General features: G+C 65.6%; 17 protein-coding genes and 1 tRNA gene. 6 read left to right on the top strand and 12 right to left on the bottom strand.

The features are described from left to right. Positions 1-288: 288 nt before the first annotated feature. From O3656_RS06615 to O3656_RS06605, 3 genes are all read right to left on the bottom strand, one after another. A tRNA-Met gene (locus O3656_RS06615) sits at positions 289-365 on the bottom strand. 103 nt (positions 366-468) lie between these two features. Beyond that, positions 469-1,506, bottom strand: a complete 1,038-nt coding sequence (locus O3656_RS06610; RefSeq protein WP_500063189.1) for a hypothetical protein — start codon at positions 1,504-1,506, stop codon at positions 469-471. Between the two features lie 198 nt (positions 1,507-1,704). Beyond that, complete coding sequence (locus O3656_RS06605; RefSeq protein WP_500063193.1) at positions 1,705-4,746, bottom strand: UPF0182 family membrane protein; 3,042 nt, start codon at positions 4,744-4,746, stop codon at positions 1,705-1,707. A 176-nt stretch (positions 4,747-4,922) separates the two neighbouring features. Here O3656_RS06605 and O3656_RS06600 point away from each other — a divergent pair, with 176 nt between their 5' ends. Further along, positions 4,923-5,492 carry a PPA1309 family protein gene (locus tag O3656_RS06600; protein ID WP_500063188.1) on the top strand — a complete coding sequence of 190 codons (570 nt, stop codon included), beginning with the start codon at positions 4,923-4,925 and terminating at the stop codon, positions 5,490-5,492. Between the two features lie 107 nt (positions 5,493-5,599). Here O3656_RS06600 and O3656_RS06595 read toward each other — a convergent pair whose 3' ends face one another. Further along, positions 5,600-6,778 carry a YlbL family protein gene (locus O3656_RS06595; RefSeq protein ID WP_500063192.1) on the bottom strand — a complete coding sequence of 393 codons (1,179 nt, stop codon included), beginning with the start codon at positions 6,776-6,778 and terminating at the stop codon, positions 5,600-5,602. Between the two features lie 136 nt (positions 6,779-6,914). Between O3656_RS06595 and O3656_RS06590 the strand changes: the two genes are divergently transcribed. Beyond that, entirely contained in the window at positions 6,915-8,381 is a 1,467-nt protein-coding gene (locus O3656_RS06590) for a zinc-dependent metalloprotease (RefSeq protein WP_500063187.1), read from the top strand. 110 nt (positions 8,382-8,491) lie between these two features. Continuing rightward, positions 8,492-9,394, top strand: coding sequence for a hypothetical protein (locus O3656_RS06585; protein ID WP_500063186.1), 903 nt, complete (start codon positions 8,492-8,494; stop codon positions 9,392-9,394). Here O3656_RS06585 and O3656_RS06580 read toward each other — a convergent pair. Both O3656_RS06580 and nudC read right to left on the bottom strand, forming a co-directional pair. Then, the gene (locus tag O3656_RS06580; RefSeq protein ID WP_500063185.1) at positions 9,372-11,387 is read right to left on the bottom strand and encodes an ATP-dependent DNA helicase UvrD2; all 2,016 of its coding nucleotides are present in this window, start codon (positions 11,385-11,387) and stop codon (positions 9,372-9,374) included. The two genes, O3656_RS06585 and O3656_RS06580, sit on opposite strands and share 23 nt — an antisense overlap. 26 nt (positions 11,388-11,413) lie before the next feature. Further along, the gene (gene nudC, locus O3656_RS06575) at positions 11,414-12,349 is read right to left on the bottom strand and encodes an NAD(+) diphosphatase (protein WP_500063184.1); all 936 of its coding nucleotides are present in this window, start codon (positions 12,347-12,349) and stop codon (positions 11,414-11,416) included. Between the two features lie 36 nt (positions 12,350-12,385). On the opposite strand from nudC, the gene rph reads away from it, so the two are divergent. Both rph and rdgB read left to right on the top strand, forming a co-directional pair. Further along, entirely contained in the window at positions 12,386-13,153 is a 768-nt protein-coding gene (gene rph, locus O3656_RS06570; RefSeq protein ID WP_500063183.1) for a ribonuclease PH, read from the top strand. Beyond that, positions 13,150-13,764 (top strand): RdgB/HAM1 family non-canonical purine NTP pyrophosphatase, encoded by a 615-nt coding sequence (rdgB, locus tag O3656_RS06565; RefSeq protein WP_500063182.1) that lies wholly within the window; start codon positions 13,150-13,152, stop codon positions 13,762-13,764. The genes rph and rdgB overlap by 4 nt, the downstream gene beginning before the upstream one ends. Positions 13,765-13,839: 75 nt before the next feature. Here rdgB and O3656_RS06560 read toward each other — a convergent pair whose 3' ends face one another. Together O3656_RS06560 and O3656_RS06555 are read right to left on the bottom strand one after the other, a co-directional pair. Further along, on the bottom strand, positions 13,840-13,962 hold the full coding sequence (locus O3656_RS06560) for a hypothetical protein (RefSeq protein WP_016460073.1): 123 nt from the start codon (positions 13,960-13,962) through the stop codon (positions 13,840-13,842). A gap of 272 nt (positions 13,963-14,234) precedes the next feature. Then, on the bottom strand, positions 14,235-14,567 hold the full coding sequence (locus O3656_RS06555; RefSeq protein WP_048677472.1) for a CBU_0592 family membrane protein: 333 nt from the start codon (positions 14,565-14,567) through the stop codon (positions 14,235-14,237). Positions 14,568-14,653: 86 nt separating this feature from the next. On the opposite strand from O3656_RS06555, the gene O3656_RS06550 reads away from it, so the two are divergent. Continuing rightward, positions 14,654-15,571, top strand: coding sequence for a LysR family transcriptional regulator (locus O3656_RS06550; protein ID WP_500063181.1), 918 nt, complete (start codon positions 14,654-14,656; stop codon positions 15,569-15,571). A gap of 46 nt (positions 15,572-15,617) precedes the next feature. Here the strand turns inward: O3656_RS06550 and O3656_RS06545 are convergent, their stop codons facing one another. From O3656_RS06545 to clpS, 4 genes are read right to left on the bottom strand one after another with little or no spacing between them, the layout of a single operon-like run. Beyond that, positions 15,618-16,418, bottom strand: coding sequence for an MBL fold metallo-hydrolase (locus O3656_RS06545; protein WP_500063180.1), 801 nt, complete (start codon positions 16,416-16,418; stop codon positions 15,618-15,620). Next, positions 16,415-17,245, bottom strand: coding sequence for a glutamate racemase (gene murI / locus O3656_RS06540; RefSeq protein WP_500063179.1), 831 nt, complete (start codon positions 17,243-17,245; stop codon positions 16,415-16,417). Before murI ends, O3656_RS06545 begins: the two co-directional genes overlap by 4 nt. A gap of 17 nt (positions 17,246-17,262) precedes the next feature. After that, positions 17,263-17,835, bottom strand: a complete 573-nt coding sequence (locus tag O3656_RS06535; protein WP_500063178.1) for a DUF2017 family protein — start codon at positions 17,833-17,835, stop codon at positions 17,263-17,265. 3 nt (positions 17,836-17,838) lie between these two features. Further along, positions 17,839-18,126, bottom strand: coding sequence for an ATP-dependent Clp protease adapter ClpS (clpS, locus tag O3656_RS06530; RefSeq protein ID WP_500063177.1), 288 nt, complete (start codon positions 18,124-18,126; stop codon positions 17,839-17,841). Positions 18,127-18,170 lie beyond the last annotated feature (44 nt).

Below are 18,170 nucleotides of genomic sequence, written 5' to 3'. Positions count from 1 at the left end.
CGACACGCCGTCTAAAGCACCACGTTTGCGCCTATAGCCCGAAAAGTCGACGTTTCACCAACACATTTTGTCCACCCTCAAAGTTGGCCCCCAACAACTTTGAACCAGACTTTCTCGCACCGCAAAGCCGAAAGGTCGGGATCAGACCAACTCTTTTTGTCCTTTAACCCGCAAAGCCGAAAGGTCGGGCTCAGACCAACTCTTTTTGTCCTTTAACCCTGTCCTACAACTGCCCTGACGCATCAGCGACAACAAAAGACCCGGCCCCTTACGGGACCGGGTCTGTGGTGGTAGCGGGGACAGGATTTGAACCTGCGACCTCCGGGTTATGAGCCCGGCGAGCTACCGAACTGCTCCACCCCGCGTCGGCTCTAGATACTTTAGAGCATTGACCGGGAGGACACAAACCGAGCGCGGTGATGTACGTCCTAGCTACAGGGCGCTGTCAGGAGCAGTCGAACCGAAGCTCTACTGCGGGGCCTGCGCGGAATCATCCGGAGTCCCGGGCACGACGGGCGCACCGCTGGGAGGTGCGGGCGTCGGATCCGGAGCTCCCTGAGGGGGTGCGGGCGGGGTTGGCGACACCGGCACCGGAGCTCCCTGAGGGGGTGCGGGCGGGGTTGGCGACACCGGCACCGGAGCTCCCTGAGGGGGTGCGGGCGGGGTTGCCGGCACGCGCACCGGAGCTCCCTGCGGGGGCGCGGGCGGGGTTGCCGACACCTGCATCGAAGCTCCCTGCGGGGGCGCGGGCGGGGTTGCCGACACCTGCATCGAAGCTCCCTGTGGGGGCGCGGGCTGAGCAGGAGCCGTCCCGTGAGGGTAGTAGCCGACCGGAGCACCGAAGGGGGCACCGACGGGGGTGGAAGCAGAGGGACGCCGGTCGGGCACAGCAAGGACAATGGCAATGATGACAATCGAGCGCACGATCATCCAGATCAGAACCATACGCACAACGAGCAAGGAGGCATACCAAACGTCACCAAAGACCGACGGATGGAGCGTCGGAGGCATAAATAGCCAGTACCAGCGCCCGCCTTCCAGGACGGCGAGCACCGGGTCAATGAGCAGGAAGGACACGAGAACGACGCCGACCAGAGCGTAGCGCACTGCGTTGCTTCGTTTTTGGAGCGCGACAGCGGACAGCACGATCGCCACGATGTACATAATGACTGACTCATAGAACCAGACGCTCGTAAAACGCTCGAAGAAGATGCTCAAGTCGTCGAAGAAATAGGGAATGAATTGGTTAACGAGCGCGATTACCGAAAGGATCAGCTCAAGCCTCAGGCACACCCGCACGCGCGTGGAGAGCGGTGGACGCTTCGGACGCGGCGCAGCCGCGTAGGGACCCGGCTGTCCCCAGGCTTGCGGTGTGGGCATCGGTTGAGCGCCACCCTGGTACGGGATCCCCTGAGCGGCACCGGAGAATTGACCGGGAGCAGTGAAAGCCCCATGTGCACCTCCGGGAGGGTTGGGCAGGGGGGTCGGGATTTGAGAATTGCTCACTGTCAGGTTCCTTCCGCGTGTGTTGGTGGCGCGTGAGCACGCATGATCTTCATCATATCGGCAGCATGCTACCGACATGACGAAACACACGGAGGGGCTTTCCCGGCCGTGCACAAACCCCACCGTCACATGGGACGCGCCCGGCCCACCTCACAACGTGTGTTCAGCAGGGCCGGGCGCGCAACGGGCACAGAGCGCTTATGAGCCGCTTTGTGCTCCGCTCGTCGCAGATGAGCTCGGGCTCGGACTGGGCGTCGGCGTACCTGAGTTCGGGGTCGCCGACGAGGACGTACCGAGCGCCGCCTGCGCGGCCTCCGCACGAGTCAGTGCGTCGTGCAGACGCGTCTGGGCCTCGCCGTATGCGGTCCAGTCGCCCTTGCTCATCGCCGCATCTGCGTCACGCATGGCCTGCGCAGCGTCGCTGACGGCCTGGGACAGCTGGGCACTCGCATCGGAAGAGTTCGCACCCGACTGCGTGGGATCCCCCGATGGCGGAGTCGTCGCACCGGGAGAAGTTGACGAGCTTGAATCGTCCGACACGAGCTGGCGCAGCGACTCCTCGAGGGTGGGCGCGAAACCGACCTTGTCACCGAAGGCGGTGAGCACCGAACGAAGCACGGGGTAGGACGCCGATCCGGTGCCCTGCACGTAGACGGGTTGCACGTAGAGCAGACCGCCGCCGACCGGCAGGGTCAGGAGGTTGCCTCGGATGACCGTCGAATCGGCCTGGTTGAGCAGGTTGAGCTGGGTGGCGATCTTCTCGTCCGAGTCGTACTTGTTTTGGACCTGGCCGGGGCCGGGCACGGTCGTCGATGAGGGCAGAGCGAGCAAGCGGAGCTTGCCGTATCCCTCGCGCACCTGGCCCGGCGTGTTGCCCGTCTCCGAGTCCACCGCAAGGAAGCCCGCCATGGCCTCGCGACGTCCCTCGCCGCCGCCACCGGGGACGAAGACGGAGGTCAGTGAGAACTCGGCGCTATCCTGACCCGGCATCTGCATAGTCAGGTAGTACGGGGGCTGCAGGGCGGTCGGTGCGGGCAGCGGGTTGCCCGCCGCGTCCGTGCGCGGGCTCGAGTCGGCGGACGAAGCCGCGCCGTAGGTGGAGGTCTCCTCGGCCAGACGCCAGCGGTCACCACCGGAGTAGAAGCCGGCCGCGTCGGTCACGTGGTAGGTGGCCAGCAGGTTGCGCTGCACCTTGAACATGTCCTCGGGGTAGCGCAGGTGGCTCATGAGGTCGCCGGAGATAGCGGACATGGGCTCGACGCTGCCTGGGTAGATCTTTTCCCACGTGCGCAGGATCGGATCCTGATCATCCCAGCGGAACAGGCGCACTGACCCGTCGTAGGCGTCGACGACGGCCTTGACGGAGTTGCGCATGTAGTTGATCTTGTTCGCCTGCACGTACTGGCCCATCTGCGTGGACTGCGAGTCGACCGTGGCGTCCGAGAGCGACTCGTGCTGGGCGTAGGGATAGTTGTTCGTGGTCGTGTACGCATCGACGACCCACACGAGGCGCTTGGGAGTCGAGGCGTCCCCGTCCATGTCGACGACCGCCGGGTAGGCGGACTGCTCGAGCGTCAGGTAGGGCGCGACCTTGGACACGCGCAGCAGCGGGTCGCGGTCATACAGGATTTGCGAGGCCTCGTTCGTCTGAGAGGAGAAGAAGAGGTCCGTGGAACCGAACTTGATCGCGTACAGGAGCTTGTTCCACACGTTGCCCACGGACGGGCCACCGTTGCCGGTGAACGTCGTGGAGACCTGGCCACCCACCGCGGTGTCATCGGGGTAGTCGAGCTCCTGCGGGTCGGCGCCGTCGGGGGCTCCGACGATGGAGTAGTCGGGCGAACCGGGGCTGAAGTAGACGCGCTCCTCGTAGTCACCCATTTCACCGACAGAGGGCACGGACTGCTCCCAGTAGGACGGCAGGCCGTCACTGGTCAGCTGGTTGCCGTAGGCGGCGACCGCGCCGTAGCCGTGCGTGTAGACGGTGTGCTGGTTGACCCAGGTCTGCTGCTCGGCGGACAGGCCCGAGAGGTTGAGTTCGCGCACGGAGATCACCGTGTCGCGCCGTTCCCCACCCACGTTGTAGCGATCGACCTTCATCCCGGAGTTGAAGCCGTAGTAGAGGCGCGATTGCTGGAGCTGCTGGACGGTCTTCGTGATGACCTTGGGGTCCAGGAGACGCACCTGGGAGGTCAGTGCGTCGTTGTCGAACTGACCGGCAGAGGCCGTCGTCGCCGCGTCGTAGTTGGTCTGGTAGTCGACGTTATCGAGCCCGTATGCGGCCAGCGTCGCATCAATGTTTCGCTGAATGTAGGGCGACTCAAGGGTGCGCTGGTTGGGGCGCACGCGGAATTGCTCGACGAGGGCCGGGTAGGCACCAGCCAGAACGAGGGCGGCGACGACGGTGACCGCCACGCCGGTGACCGGCAGGCGCCACGTGCCCTTGAAGGCCGCGACGACGAAGAGGACCGCGACGAGGCCGGAGATGACCGCCAGAATCGAGTGCGCCGGCAGCGTCGCGTTGATATCGGAGTACATGGCACCGTGAATGGAGCCGGAATCCGAGGTGAGCAGCTCGTAGCGGCCCAGCCAGTAGTTCACGCCGATAAACAGGGACAGGCAGGCGGCCATCATGCCGGTCTGCAAGCGCGCCTGCTTGGAGGCGTGAGGACGCGGGGTGAGGCGAATCGTCCCGTACAGGTAGGACACGATGATTGCCGCAACCAGGCCGATGGCGGTGACTGTCATGAGGAAGGAAACGAGCACCTTGAGTGCGGGCAGGACGAACACGAAAAAGGAGATGTCCAGCCCGAACTGGGGGTCAACCTGCCCGAAGGAGGAACGGTTGAGGAACTGCAGGAGCGTGCGCCATTCGGTGGCCAGGCGCGCGCCGTTGGAGAAGCCAAAGAAGAGGGCCACTCCCCAGAACGCAAGGCGACGCATAGGTTCGAGCGCCTCCTGGTAGCCGCGCAGGGCAGCCGAGGCCTCGCCGCGGGTCGAGGACGCACGATGCCGGTAGGCGAAGGACATCGAGAAGAAGATAAGGGCCGTCGCCACGACGAAGCCGACGACAAATAGGCCGATGTGCGCTCCCCACTGCGTGAGGATGACGCGTGTGGCGCTCATCTGACGGAACCACAGGATCTCGGTCCACACGATGGATGCCGCGTAGATGATGGCTCCGATGATCGCCAGTGCCACGATTGTGATGCCGGCGGGACCCGGCTTGCGGATGGTCAGCTGCCTGGGCGCACGATCAGGGTCTCGCGGAGCGCGCGCTCCGCCCGGCGGAAAGACTGAAAAATCGAAGCTCACGGCATTCCTCTCTGTCAAACCGATAGCTTCAATCCAGTGTAGCGGCGCACAGGTCTAACTTCGCCTCGGTCTAATTCGCTCTCCGTGAGATTATGGGAGGCATGACTGTTGAGATGATGCCGAGTGCGCGCGAGATCGCGCTGGCCAACGTGGTTGTCGATATCGAGAAGGGCGCTGCCCGGGTGGGCTGGGATCACGCGCCTTCCATCTATGCGCTGGTTCCCACGGCGACGCTGTTGGCCGACCCGAATCTGCCCGCCGACATCGCCGCACAGCTGCGCGCTGGCTGGGATGGCAGCGATGATCACCTGAGCGCCATCATCCAGGAGGATCTGGCCGACGACGACATCGAGCAGGTCCTGGCGCACCTCGCATGGCCCGAGACGGTGCCCGGTGCGGCGATCACGGTCGAGCGCATCGTCGTCCCCCCGGAGGTCGAGGACGAGGCCCCCGAGGACCCCGAGGAGGCCCTCGCATTCGTAGCCAACCACCCGCTGCGCACCGATGTGCGCCTGGCGGTGGGCGTCATGCGCACCGGTGAGTCCTGGTGTGCGCTGCGCACCCGCGCCTTCGACTCCGATGACAAGGTCGGGCAGGGCTCGAACCTCGTTCCCGCCCTGGTTGACGCCCTGCGCGCGTCCCTCGAGCCGGTGACGGACGAGCAAGCCTGAGAAGAAGAGGAGGCCCCGGCCTCGTCCCGGACCACAGTTCACACAAGGACGAGGCCGGGGCCTTCTCACACCCACCTGACCGAAGGCGGTGGGCGGGCTAACGAGCGCTACTGGCAGGTCGGCAGGCTATCCCCGGTGCCATCGGCGATCGAGTGAACGGCGGAGACGGCCTCGTCGAGGGTGGACACCGAGACGACGCGCATGCCGTCGGGGACGTGCCCGACGACCTCGTCGCAGTTGGTGGAAGGGGCGAGGAACCACTGGGCCCCATCGCGGTGTGCGCCCCACAGCTTCTGCTGGATGCCTCCGATGGCACCGACCTGGCCGTCATAGGACATGGTTCCGGTGCCCGCGATCGAATTGCCGCCGGTCATATCTCCGGGGGTGAGGCGATCGATGATGCCCAGCGAGAACATCATGCCGGCGCTCGGGCCTCCCACGCCCTCGATGTTGACGCTAATGGTGACGGGCAGGGAAGGATCGACGGAGAGGTAGATACCCAGCTTCGAGCCGCTTTCCGTCGCCGAGGCTGCCACGGAGTCGAAGGTGAGCTCCTGGGTCTCACCGTTCCTCTCGACCGTCAGCGTCATCGTCGATCCCGCGGGGACCGTGCGCATGAGCGAAAAGGGCGTCACTGCGTCCGCGACCTCGTGGCGGGTCCCGTCCGGAGTGGTGATGGCACGCAAGATATCGCCCTGCTCGACGATCCCCTCAGCGTTCGATCCCTCAACCGCCCCCTCGATGGTCACGGTCGCGGGAACGTCCCATCCCAGGTACTCGAGGGCCGCGACCTGGGACGTCGTCTGCGAGTTACGCATCATGGACAGCTGAGCGTCGCTCACCTGCTGGCGCGTGGTTCCTTCGGGATACACCGACTCGTAGTCCATGATCTTGCTGTGAGGGTCGAAGTACGCGGCGATGAGCTGAGCGAAATTCAGACGGGAGTCCGGACTGCCCGACTCGGAGACCGTCACCATGCGCAGCTGCCCCTGCCCGGGCTTCGCCGGATCGAGATACGAAGCGGACTCGGGCTCATCCTGTTGAATGGGTTCCCCCGTCGCTGGGTCAGTCCCGTCGATCTCGAGGACCGGGACACCCTTGTCCGACCCCAACACGTTGAACGTCGGGCCGGGGCTATTGACCACGAAGGGAACGGGGATCACAAAGAGGATCACGACCATCGCGAGGGCAGCCAGGATGGCTGTGAGGATACGCCAGCTGATGATCGGTCTACGTTTCGTCGGGGTCTGCTCGAAGGGCAGGATATTGTCGACTGACGAGGTCATGCGTGTGTCACTCACCGTGTCATTGTGTCCCACGCAGCGCGCGGTTGCACGCCCGCCGGGCCCAGCGCGTTCAGCTCTCAGCGTTTTCGCAGGGATTTGCCAGCTGAGTTGCACGAGCGCTCGCTAGGCTGAGCTCATGAACGAGAACGAGTCCGGCACCCCCTTTGAGGATTTCCTGCGCTCCGTGTTGGGCGACGAGGCCGCGGCCGAGGCCGCTCGCGCGCTACAGGCTCAGGGCTTTGACCCCGCGAACCTGCCCGCAGAGTTTTCCGATCCTGCGCGCATGCGCGCCGCGATGGGCCAGTTCCAGTTCCTCATGAACACGACGGCCGGCCCGGTCAATTGGCGCCTGGTGGAGGACGGCGCGAAGCAGGCCGCGTACGCCAGCGGCGACCCTGCCCCCACGGCCACCGAGGCTGAGGCTGCACGTCAGGCGATGACGGTCGCGGACCTGTGGCTCGACGCGGTCACGGATTTCGCGTCGGGCCCGGTGGATCGGGGCGTGTGGAGCAGGGTGTCGTGGGTCGAAAACACGATCCCCACCTGGAAGCGCATCTGCGAGCCGATTGCCCTGAACGTGTCGCGCGCGCTGTCTGCAGCGCTGTCTGAGCAGTTCGGGCAGGGCGGCCTCGACGATTCCGCTTCGCTTCCCGACGGCATGGCGGCGATGCTCGGCAAGACCCAGGAGATGATGCCGCGCCTGTCGGCGATGATGTTCTCCGCTCAGATTTCCCGCGTACTGGCTGCCCTGGCGGGCGAATCTTTCGGCACTTTTGACACGGGCATCCCCCTGTCGGATACCTCACACGCGGCGCTCCTCCCCCACAACATCGCCCAGTTCTCCGAGGGGCTCGACATCCCCTTCGACGAGGTGCGTCAGTTCCTCGCCGTGCGCGAGGCCGCGCACCGGCGCCTCTTCGCGTCCGTTCCGTGGCTGGAGGGCGACCTTGTGCGCGCCGTCGAGCGCTACGCCTCTCAGATCGCGATCGACACGGAGGCAATTACCGAGGCCGCCCGTTCTGTTGACCCCTCGGATCCGCAGTCTGTGGAATCGGCGCTCAGCGGCGGCGTGTTCGCGCTGTCCACGACGCCGGACCAGCGCCGCGCCCTCACGCGCCTGGAGACGATGCTCGCCCTCATCGAGGGCTGGGTCGAGGTCGTTTCGGCCCAGGCCACACTGCCCTACCTGCCCCACGCGGATGCGCTGCGCGAGATGATGCGTCGTCGGCGTGCCTCGGGCGGTCCCGCCGAAGAGATCCTGGGGACTCTCATGGGACTGAAGATGCGCCCGCGTCAGGCTCGCGGTGCAGCGTCCATCTTCACCTTGGTGGAGGCCGACGGCGGTCGCGAGGCGCGCGAAGCCCTGTGGTCACATCCGGACATGGTGCCCTCCGAGACAGAGCTGGCCACGCCCGACACGTTCCTCACCCTGCGCCGTGCGGCTGCGGAGGAGGACGCGGATATCGACGCTGCACTGACCTCTCTTCTCGACGGGACGCTCGGTTGGGCGGACGGACTGCAGCCCGGGGACGAGGCCTCGGCCGGCTCGGACGAGTCGTCCTCGGACACCGGGGAAGCGGACGAGCCAGGCGAAACGAACTGAAACGTTCTCAAGAGATCTGACAAGTTTTCCACAGATTTTCTAAACGCCCTCGCGCGAGCGCTCTATAGGTTCATCATGACTCCATCAGGTACAAACCGAAGGAGACTGATATGAACCTGGCACACAATACGGCGATCCTCTGGCGCGGACCGGGCAGCGTGCAGATCGGTGGCGACCGCAGCCGACACATCCTGCTCGACAACCTGCACGCGGGCGACCAGATCTGGCTCAGCAACCAGGCGCACCCCGCCCGCGAGCGTGAGGAAACCCAGGCCTCGCCGGAGCTTCTCGCAGCCCTGGCCGAGGCGCGCCTGACGGATCGAAGCGAGGCACTCCCCCACCTGGCACTCGGCATCGTTGGGGCAGTGCCCGCAACCCTCCTCGCCCTCCACAGCCTCGTCGACACATTCTCACTGTCGCTATCGATCGAGACCCACACCCTCGTCGACGAGGATTGGGACCGCGTGTTCGGAGGCCACTACACGGGTACACCGCGCCATCGGGCAGTGCGCCGCACCCTGCGCGATCTCATCCCACTCTCGCAGCTCTACGCACAGGGCGCACCCGAGCTTTCGATTGTTTCCGCGGACAGGGTCGTCGACCCGGGAATCCCCTTCGAACTGACCGCGCACGATGCTGCGCACCTCATCGTCACGCGCGGTGAGCACTCCTACGAAGTGGGCCCGTTCGTCATCCCGGGCGTCACCCCCTGCTACCAGTGCTCGCAGCACGCACGCGCTGCAGCGGACCCGTTCCATCTGGCACACCTGCGCGAGCTGGAAAGCTGGCCGCTCGCACCACTGGCTTTGCTCGCTCACTTTGCGGCCGCTCAACGCGTGGGTCAGCTGGTCATGGACTTCGTCTCAGGGGCGCTCACTCAATCGCAGTGCGCGCAGGTAGCCACGATCGGCGAGGACGGGTCGGTGCGCGTCGAAGAGGTGGAGCCCGCAACCGACTGCGTGTGCGGCATCAACGGGCTCGCGTCCTCGCTCACGCGCCTTCGTCGACGATGACCTCTTCGCCGCGCACAAGCGCGAGAACGGGAGCGGCGAAGCGCTGCACCTTCACGTCTCCGATGCCGCGGATGACGCGCAGCTGAGTCGTGTTCTTTGGCATGGCCTGCGCGATGTCGCGCAGCGTCTGATCCGTGAAGACCGCGAAGGGAGGCACCCCCGCCTGGCGTGACACCTCGAGGCGCCAGGCCTTCAGGCGCCCAAACAGCTCGATCGCCTGCGGTGAGGCCTCCTCTTCGAAGGCCTGATTGAGGGCACGCGTGGAGGCACGGGCCCTCTTCTTGGGGGCGCCCACGCGCGCCTCCTCGGGCCAGATGCCGTCGAGCAGGCGACTGCGCTTGCGCTTGCCGCGTCCATCGGCCCCCCGCGAGCGCGCCCACGACAGGGTGAGCAGGTCGCGCGCACGCGTGACGGCCACGTACAGCAGGCGGCGTTCCTCCTCGCGCGCCGCGGCAGTTTTTGCGTACGAGATCGGCAGCAGGCCCTCGGCGACGCCAACGAGGAAAACGGCGTCCCATTCGAGGCCCTTGGCCGCGTGGATGGTCGCGAGCTCGACACCGGCCTTATCCGGCTCGACCTGATAGGCGACGCGCTCGTCGAGTTCGGCGACGAAGGTCGACAGCGTCTGCGCCTGACTGTCATCCGCCCAGCCGACGATCGCGTTCATGTTCGACCAGCGCTCAGAACCCGCCTGACCGGAGGGGGCCTCGGGAGCCCAGCCGACGCCCGACAGGACGTCGCGCACGATCTCGCCCACGCTCCCGTCGTCGGTGGCGGCTGCTGCTGCGGCCCGCAGGCGCGAGATGGCGGTGCGCACGTCGTCTCGGGCGAAGAAGGGCTTCCCGCCCGCGACAGCTACGGGGATACCGCGCGCGCCCAGGGCTTCCTCAAAGGCCTGCGACTGGCCGTTGGTGCGCATGAGGACAGCAATGTCGTGGGGTTGGACGCCGCCAGCGATGAGGTCCGCAATCTGAGCTGCAACGCCCTCAGCCTCAGCATGATCATCGTCGTAGGTGCAGTAGCCGACGTGCGCTCCGCCGTCGCGCTGACTAGACAGGCGCACCGTGCCCTCGCGCTGGGAGGAACGAGCCAGAACGTCATTCGCCAAGCTGACGATCTGCGGAGTCGAGCGGTAGTCGCGAGTCAGCTCCACGATGCGAGCACCCGGATGCTTGCGCCCAAAACCCGTCAGGTAATCCGGAGATGCCCCCGTGAAGGAATAAATGGTCTGCGCGACATCGCCGACGACGCACACGTCGTGGCGCCCGCCCAGCCACAGGTCGAGCAGACGGGCCTGGAGGAGGTTAACGTCCTGGAACTCATCGACCACGAAGGAGCGGTATTGCTTGCGCACGATGGAGGCGACGTCCGCGCGTTCCTGCAGCATGCCGCACAGGTAGATGAGAATGTCCTCGAAATCGATGACGCCGCGCTCGTTCTTCGCGTCCTCGTACACGTCGAGGAGGCGCGCCATATCCCCCGCGTCCAGACCGGCAGGCACGTCGCGGCGCAGGCGCGCCACGCGCGACGCATAGTGCGCGGCGTCGATCATCGACACCTTCGCCCATTCGACTTCGGCCGCGATGTCGCGCACGTTCGTGCGGTCGATCGTGATCCCCAGGCGCGCGGCTGAGGCCGCAACGAGGGATGCCTTATGCGGGATGACGTCGGGCAGCGGCCCGCCCACGACGGTGGGCCAGAAGTGGCGCAGCTGGCGCAGCGCCGCGGAGTGGAAGGTGCGCGCCTGAGCCTTCGGGACCCCCAACTGCGCCAGGCGATGGCGCATTTCAAAGGCAGCGCGTTGCGTGAAGGTCACGGCCAAGACGTTCGATGGATCGAAGGCCCCGACGGCCGCCCCGTAGGCAATGCGGTACGTAATCGCGCGGGTCTTACCCGTGCCCGCGCCGGCCAGCACGGCTAGCGGGCCCGCAACCTGCGTCGCGACGGCACGCTGATCAGGATCCAGGGCGTTCAGCAGTTCCTCGGGGTTCATGGCCCCCATTCTTTCATCGCCCACGCTCACTTGCGTCCCGCACCCTCGGGCCCGCTCGGCAGGTCGATGCCATACCATTCCCGAAGGAGCGCGTAAGCGATTGAGGCGCGACCGGGCGCGCTAATCTCCCCGGATTCAAGCGCGCGCGTCAGCTCCTCGCGGCTGTAAAAGCGTGCCCACTCGATTTCCACGCCGTCCGCCTGCGGTGCCGGGTGCGCCTCGAGGGTTCGCGCGCGGTATCCCATCATCTGCGAACGCCCGAAAGGCCAGGGCTGCGTCGCAACGTACGTGGGCGTCTCGATATCGACGCCGACCTCTTCGGCGACCTCACGCGCAACCGTCACGTCCGGAGATTCTCCCGCCTCGACGTATCCGGCGATGATCGACACGAAACCGGGCTGCCACAGCGCGTTATGCGCCAGGAGCACGCGTCCATCGTGGTCCTGGACCAGGACGATGATCGCCGGATCCTGGCGCGGATACTCGAGGCGGTCACATGCATCGCATCGCGCGGCCCACCCGCCGGACACCAGCTGCACCGGTGCCCCGCAGCGCGAGCAGTGGCGGTAATTCGCATGCCAGAGCGCCAGAGCGAGCGCGGTCAGCGCCAGGGCCGCATCGTCGCCGTCAAGCTGCCAGCCAACCGCGCGCAAGTGCTCCCAGCGCCCCCAGGCCTCGTCCCGGCTGGTCTCGATCGCGATGACGCTGCGTCCACCCGCCACCCCGATGAACGAGGCCGTGGTTCCCTCGAGGCGGCGCGCGGCTTCATCCCCACTCAGGCGCCGCAGGGACGGCGTACCCGCACGCTGCGCCCCGGCCTCGTCGAGGAGGACGAAACCGGCAGCGTCAACGACGATGACATCGGCCTCACCGGCGCGCACGAGGGCGGCGGGAGCCACGGAATCGCGCAGCGCGACCGCCGGATCGACGTGACCGCGAACGAGAGGTAGATCAAGACTCATAACTCCACGGTAACGCGGTGGGCTACCCTAGGCACTATGACAAATACTCCCCTGCGCGCCGATGGGCGCACCCCGTCCCAGCTCCGTCAGGTCTCCATTACCCGCGGCTGGTCGGGTACCGGCGAAGGCTCCGCCCTCATTGAGTTCGGCAACACCCGCGTCCTGTGTGTCGCCTCTTTCACTGAGGGCGTGCCGCGTTGGAAGCGCGACTCCGGCGAGGGCTGGGTGACCGGCGAGTACTCGATGCTCCCGCGCGCGACCGAGCAGCGTTCCTCCCGCGAATCTGTCAAGGGCAAGGTGGGGGGTCGCACCCAGGAGATCTCCCGACTCATCGGGCGTTCTCTGCGCGGCATCGTGGACGTGGCCGCTCTGGGCGAGAACACCATCGTCCTGGACTGCGACGTCCTGCGCGCCGACGGCGGCACCCGCACCGCGGCCATCACCGGCGCCTACGTGGCCCTGGCCGACGCGGTGTCCTGGGCGAAGGACCAGGGCATCCTCAAGCCCTCCGCGAAGGTCCTCACCGATTCGATCTCCGCGATCTCCGTGGGTGTCATCGACGGCACCCCGATGCTGGACCTGCCCTACGTCGAGGACGTGCGCGCGCAGACCGACATGAACGTCGTGCAGACCGGCGACGGCCGCTTCATCGAGGTGCAGGGAACCGCCGAGCACGCGCCCTTCAACCGTGATGAGCTGGGCGAGCTCCTCGACCTGGCGACGCTGGGCAACGCCGAGCTCGCCCGCGCACAGCAGCTCGCACTCGAAGCACCCCTCATGGAGCGCGTCGAGGTGCGCCCGTGAGCGCGCGCCTGGTCTTCGCGACCTCCAACGCACACAAGGTCAGCGAGCTCGAGGCCATCCTGGCCCCCGCATGGGAAGGATTCGAGGCGGGCTGCGTGGCACGCATGAGCGACTTTGACGTGGCCTCCCCCGTCGAGGACGGGGTGACCTTCGAGGAAAACTCGCTGATCAAGGCCCGCGCCCTGGCTCGCGCCACCGGCCTGGCGGCCATCGCCGACGACTCCGGCATCACGGTGGACGTGCTCGGTGGGGCACCCGGCATCTTCTCGGCGCGCTGGTCCGGCTCCCACGGGGATGACGAGGCGAACCTTCATCTGCTCCTCGATCAGCTCTCCGATGTGCCCGACCGCCACCGCGGCGCAGCCTTCGTATCGGCCGCCGTCCTGGTCACCCCCGACGGGCGCGAGTTCGTCAAGCGCGGCGAAGTACGCGGCACTCTGACGCGTTCCCCCCGCGGCGAGGGCGGATTCGGCTACGACCCGATCTTCGTCCCCGAGGGCTTTGAGGTCACGACCGCGCAGATGAGCGCCGAGCAGAAGAACGCGATCAGCCACCGTGGCATCGCCTTCCGCGCGCTCATGCCCCACATCGTGGAGTATCTGCGCGGCTGATACGTAGCGCAGACACAATCGTGCCGGGCACCCGAGGGTGTCCGGCACTTGTGTGATGCGCCCGCAGGCGCGCCATCAACGGGCGACGAGGTTACCGAAGATGGGGCGGTCCATCGAGAACTGCAGGGGATTGGTCTCTTGACGCACCCTGAAGTGATGGGCGAAGCGACGAAGGATATCTGCGACAAAACGAGACATGGTGTGCTCCTCTTTGAGTACCGTGCGATGGATCTGTCACCGCATCGTACTTTTATGGTGCGCTTAAAATCGCGCATTTTCCATCGATATTTTCTAATTTTTCTGTGAAGTGTAACTTACAGACTTTTCCTTGAAACCACTTGATAAAGTCTTGACTATGAAACGCTGATCACCTTAATTAATCCGACGGTGGATACAGGCCCATAACAATAGACACAGTGAGGGGGCAGGCCCTGGGCCTGCCCCCTCACTACCCCCAATTCAACGTCGAGTCAGCGGGCGCGCGCCAGTCGCACACGGCGCGGCAGGTAGCGGCGCACATCGAAGAAGCGAACGACCTGCATGATGCGGCGCGCGAGACGGTCGCGCACACGCCAGATCATGGTGCAGCCAACGCCGATGAAGATGGCGTTCGTCAGGAAGGAGGGCCATGCGCCGGTCGATGCACAGGCGATCGCCAGCAGGATGCAGCTGGAGACATTCAGGGAGTGGTAGCGCAGCGAATCAGGTGCGAAGCGCTTGGAGGAGACCAGGTAGTAGGCGGCGATGGAGGCGGCCGCGCCAACCCATCCGAGGATCGTGATTGCGAGAGAGAAGATCGTCATGACTCATATGATGCACCTTCCGCTAGTCAAGCACAATTGAATGGTTCTATAGTTATCTTACAGTTTCGCTTAACAAAGGAGTTCGCGTGGACATCGACCCTCGCCGCCTGCCTTTCCTGCTGTCCGTCGCACGTGAGGGCGGCATCGTTGCCGCCGCAGACATCCTCATGGTCTCGCCCTCAGCAGTATCCCAGCAGATCCAAAAACTCGAGGAAGAAGTCGGCCTCAAGCTCGTTGAGCGCACCACCTCGGGAGCCATCCTCACCCCCGCCGGCACCATCGTCGCCGAGGCCGGGGAACGCATCAACGCAGACATCGCTGAGGCCCTCAAGGCCCTGCGCCCCCTGACGGGACAGGTCACAGGAACGGTCACTATCGGCGCTTTCCTGACGATCTGCCGCTCCACCCTGATTCCCGCACTCCCCGACCTCGTCGAGGCCCTCCCAGGCGTCGACCTGCGCATTGAGGAAACCGAAGAGACCCCCGGCATGGCGGCGCTACGCACCGGCCACTACGACATCCTCGTCATCGAACGAGACGAGGACCCGGGCCTACCCCCGCGCGGATACACAGACATCCCATTCCTCGACGAACCCTGGGTGCTCGTCACCCCCGACTCCGCTCCCCCGATTGGTTCAATCGAAGACCTGGCCGACCTGACATGGCTACGCGTCAATCCCGGGACCAGCGGCGATCACGTCATGCGCCGTATCACCAAGGCATTCCCGGATACACGCTGGGCACCGCACCTGTACACGACGTACGAGGCCGCACGCTCCCTCGTGCGGGCACGCACAGGCTCGACAATCCTTCCCGCGATGGCGCTGGCGGGGGCACACACGGAGGGGATGCGCATCACGCCTCTTCCGTCGCTGGGCACACGCAAGATCCTGCTGCGGCACAAGAATCACGGCTGGTCCACGGCCGGCGGCCCCGCACGCGTCGCCGCCTACCTTGCTGAGTGGAAGCGCCACAACGCCACCTACTCAAAGCCCTCGGACTGATGCCTTCGGAGTCCGCGCCCCGCCGATCGACGGGGCGAAGGACTGCTCAGAGGCTGACCTCCATGCCGGACGTCGCGAATTCGAGGGGCCCCTGCCATGCCTGGCGAATCTCCGATGCAACCCGCTCACGAGGCGTCCACGGCTGAATATGGGTGGCGATCATGCGCTCCACCGCAGCCCTCGTCGCGAGAGTTCCCGCGCGCAGACCATCCATGTGCATGTCCGGCTCAGTTTCGTCGCTCGTAAAGCCAACCTCACTGAGGAGCACGTCGACACCGCGCGCCCCCTCGATGATCGTGTCGCACAGGTCGGTATCACCCGTGTAGAACAGGGACACACGGCGGGACGGATCGTCCTCGGCAGGCCCCTCGATGCGCAGGCCGAAAGCCTCGACCGGATGCAGGGCACGGAACGGACGAATCGTCATGGGCCCCACAGCATACGATTCACCCAGCTGCATGTGGGTGAAGGCGAACTCAGCCTCATAGCTCTCATCATCGGCCGCACCCTCGATCTGACGGACGCGACGAATCGTCTCCTCGGGACCAAACAGCGACACTGGCCGGAGGGCGCAGGAGCCGGGACCCCACTTGCGGTAGACCTGCAGCGAGATGATGTCACCCATGTGGTCGGCGTGGCAGTGAGACAGTACCAGGGCGTCAAGCTCGCACGGGCACACGTGCGTCCACAGCGCCCCAAAAGAACCAGGTCCCAGGTCGCACACGAGCGAAAACACGCGTTCCCCGCCCGATTGGGGGTCGATGCCGCGCGCTTGAATGAGGTAGGAGGATGCGGGGGACTCGGGCCCCGACATCGAGCCTGTCGCACCGATGACGGTCAGCTTCACGCGATACCACCGCCGGTGCTCACGCGAACGACGGACCCCACCTCGGGCCCGAGGAAGCGCCTGGCCAGGCGCGGGAAGGCGTCGGACGCGCCCGTGGCCAGGAACTGATGCTGCGGCCCCTGCCCAGCGGGCCACGGGTCATGCAAAAGCCCCCGGTCCACCAGCTCGTTGTAGGTCACGTTCGCAGTCGCCTCCGAGGAGGTGACCAGGGTGACGCCCTCACCCATGACGCGTCCGATCACGCCGGTGAGAAGCGGGTAGTGCGTGCAGCCGAGGATCAGCGTATCCACGCCCGCCTCCTTCAGCGGGGTGAGGTACTCGCGCGCCACGGACTCGATTTCTTCGCCCGTGGTCACCCCGGCCTCGACGAAGTCGACGAAAGCGGGGCACGCTTGCTGGCTCACCGTCAGCCCGGGGACCGCCGCGAGCGCACGCAGGTAGGCCTCGGACTGGATGGTCGCCTTCGTTCCGATGACACCGACATGGTGGTTGCGCGTCGCGATGACGCTCTGTCGGGCGGCCGGAGTAATGACCTCAATGACGGGGATGCCGGCGTCGATCCAGTAGCGTTCGCGAGCGTCCGCGAGCGCTGCCGCTGTCGCAGTGTTGCAGGCAATGACAAGGGCCTTCACGCCGCGCGAGGCCAGCTCGTCGAGAGCGGAGAGCGTCAGCGAGCGCACCTGCGCGATAGCGCGAGGGCCGTAGGGCGTGTGCTCGGTGTCGCCCAGGTAGATGATCTCTTCGTCGGGCAGTTTATCGATGACTGCGCGCGCCACCGTCAGCCCACCTAGGCCCGAGTCGAAAATTCCGATCGGGGCGTTATTCATATATCCGACTTTATGCGTTACTGGGAATTATTGACGGCTTCAAGAAGTGAGTCCTGCCACCATGTGACGAGCATATAGATCGCAGCAACAGTCTGTGAGCGCTCCCCCGTCGGCTCGCGCATCGCCAGCTCTTCGATCCGCTGCGCGTCGCTTTCATCGGATAGGTCCAGTTCACCCGCCAAGCCGAGCCGAATGTCGTTGAGGGCACCCAGCCACGACCACACGTCGCCGGGCCGCACAACGAGGGTGTTCGTCTCCCCGTGAACGATGTGGTCAAGATCGCTGACGATTGAGCGCAGCCGGACCGACTTCTCGCTGCGCAGGAGGTCCTCGGTGAGGGCACGCATCCGGGCAGCATCGTCCCCGTCCTCACTCATGGAGGGGAGCAGCATGCGCAGCGTGCGCTCGCGCGGAGCCTCCCGGCGCTGTTCGGTTTCCGTGAATGCGCTGAGCATCGACGAGGTCACACCGAAGTCGCCCGGGTCGTCGAGGACGACGAGGACCTCGGTGGCCAGCTGGCGCAGGAGAAGCGCTTCGCCGCTACTCATCGACGAAGCGAAGCCGCCGTCTCGAGGAGCGAAACCTTCCATCTTTTAGTCTCTGTCCTCTTCAATGGTGGCGCGCAGCCCATAGGAGTGCATCGCCATGACGTCGGCCTCGATACGTTCGCGCACTCCCGTGGAGACGGTGGCGCGCCCGCGCGTATGGACGGCCATCATCAATTCCTCCGCGCGAAGTGCGGAATAGCCGAAATATTGCCGAAAAACGGCGCTCACGTAGCTCATGAGATTGACGGGATCGTCCCACACGACGGCACGCCAGCGCGGCACCGCAGTGGGTGCTTCCTGCGCGCGGGACGCTGGCTGGAGGATCGTTGTCATATGCCAACAGTACGGTGAAAGGATGTGTCTGGGAAGCGAAATCG

The sequence above is a fragment of the Pauljensenia sp. 27098_8_83 genome, from assembly GCF_041432695.1.
Classification (GTDB): domain Bacteria; phylum Actinomycetota; class Actinomycetes; order Actinomycetales; family Actinomycetaceae; genus Pauljensenia.
The sequence above is the reverse complement of the archived record's forward strand: the minus strand, read 5'-3'. Positions and strand labels throughout refer to the sequence as shown.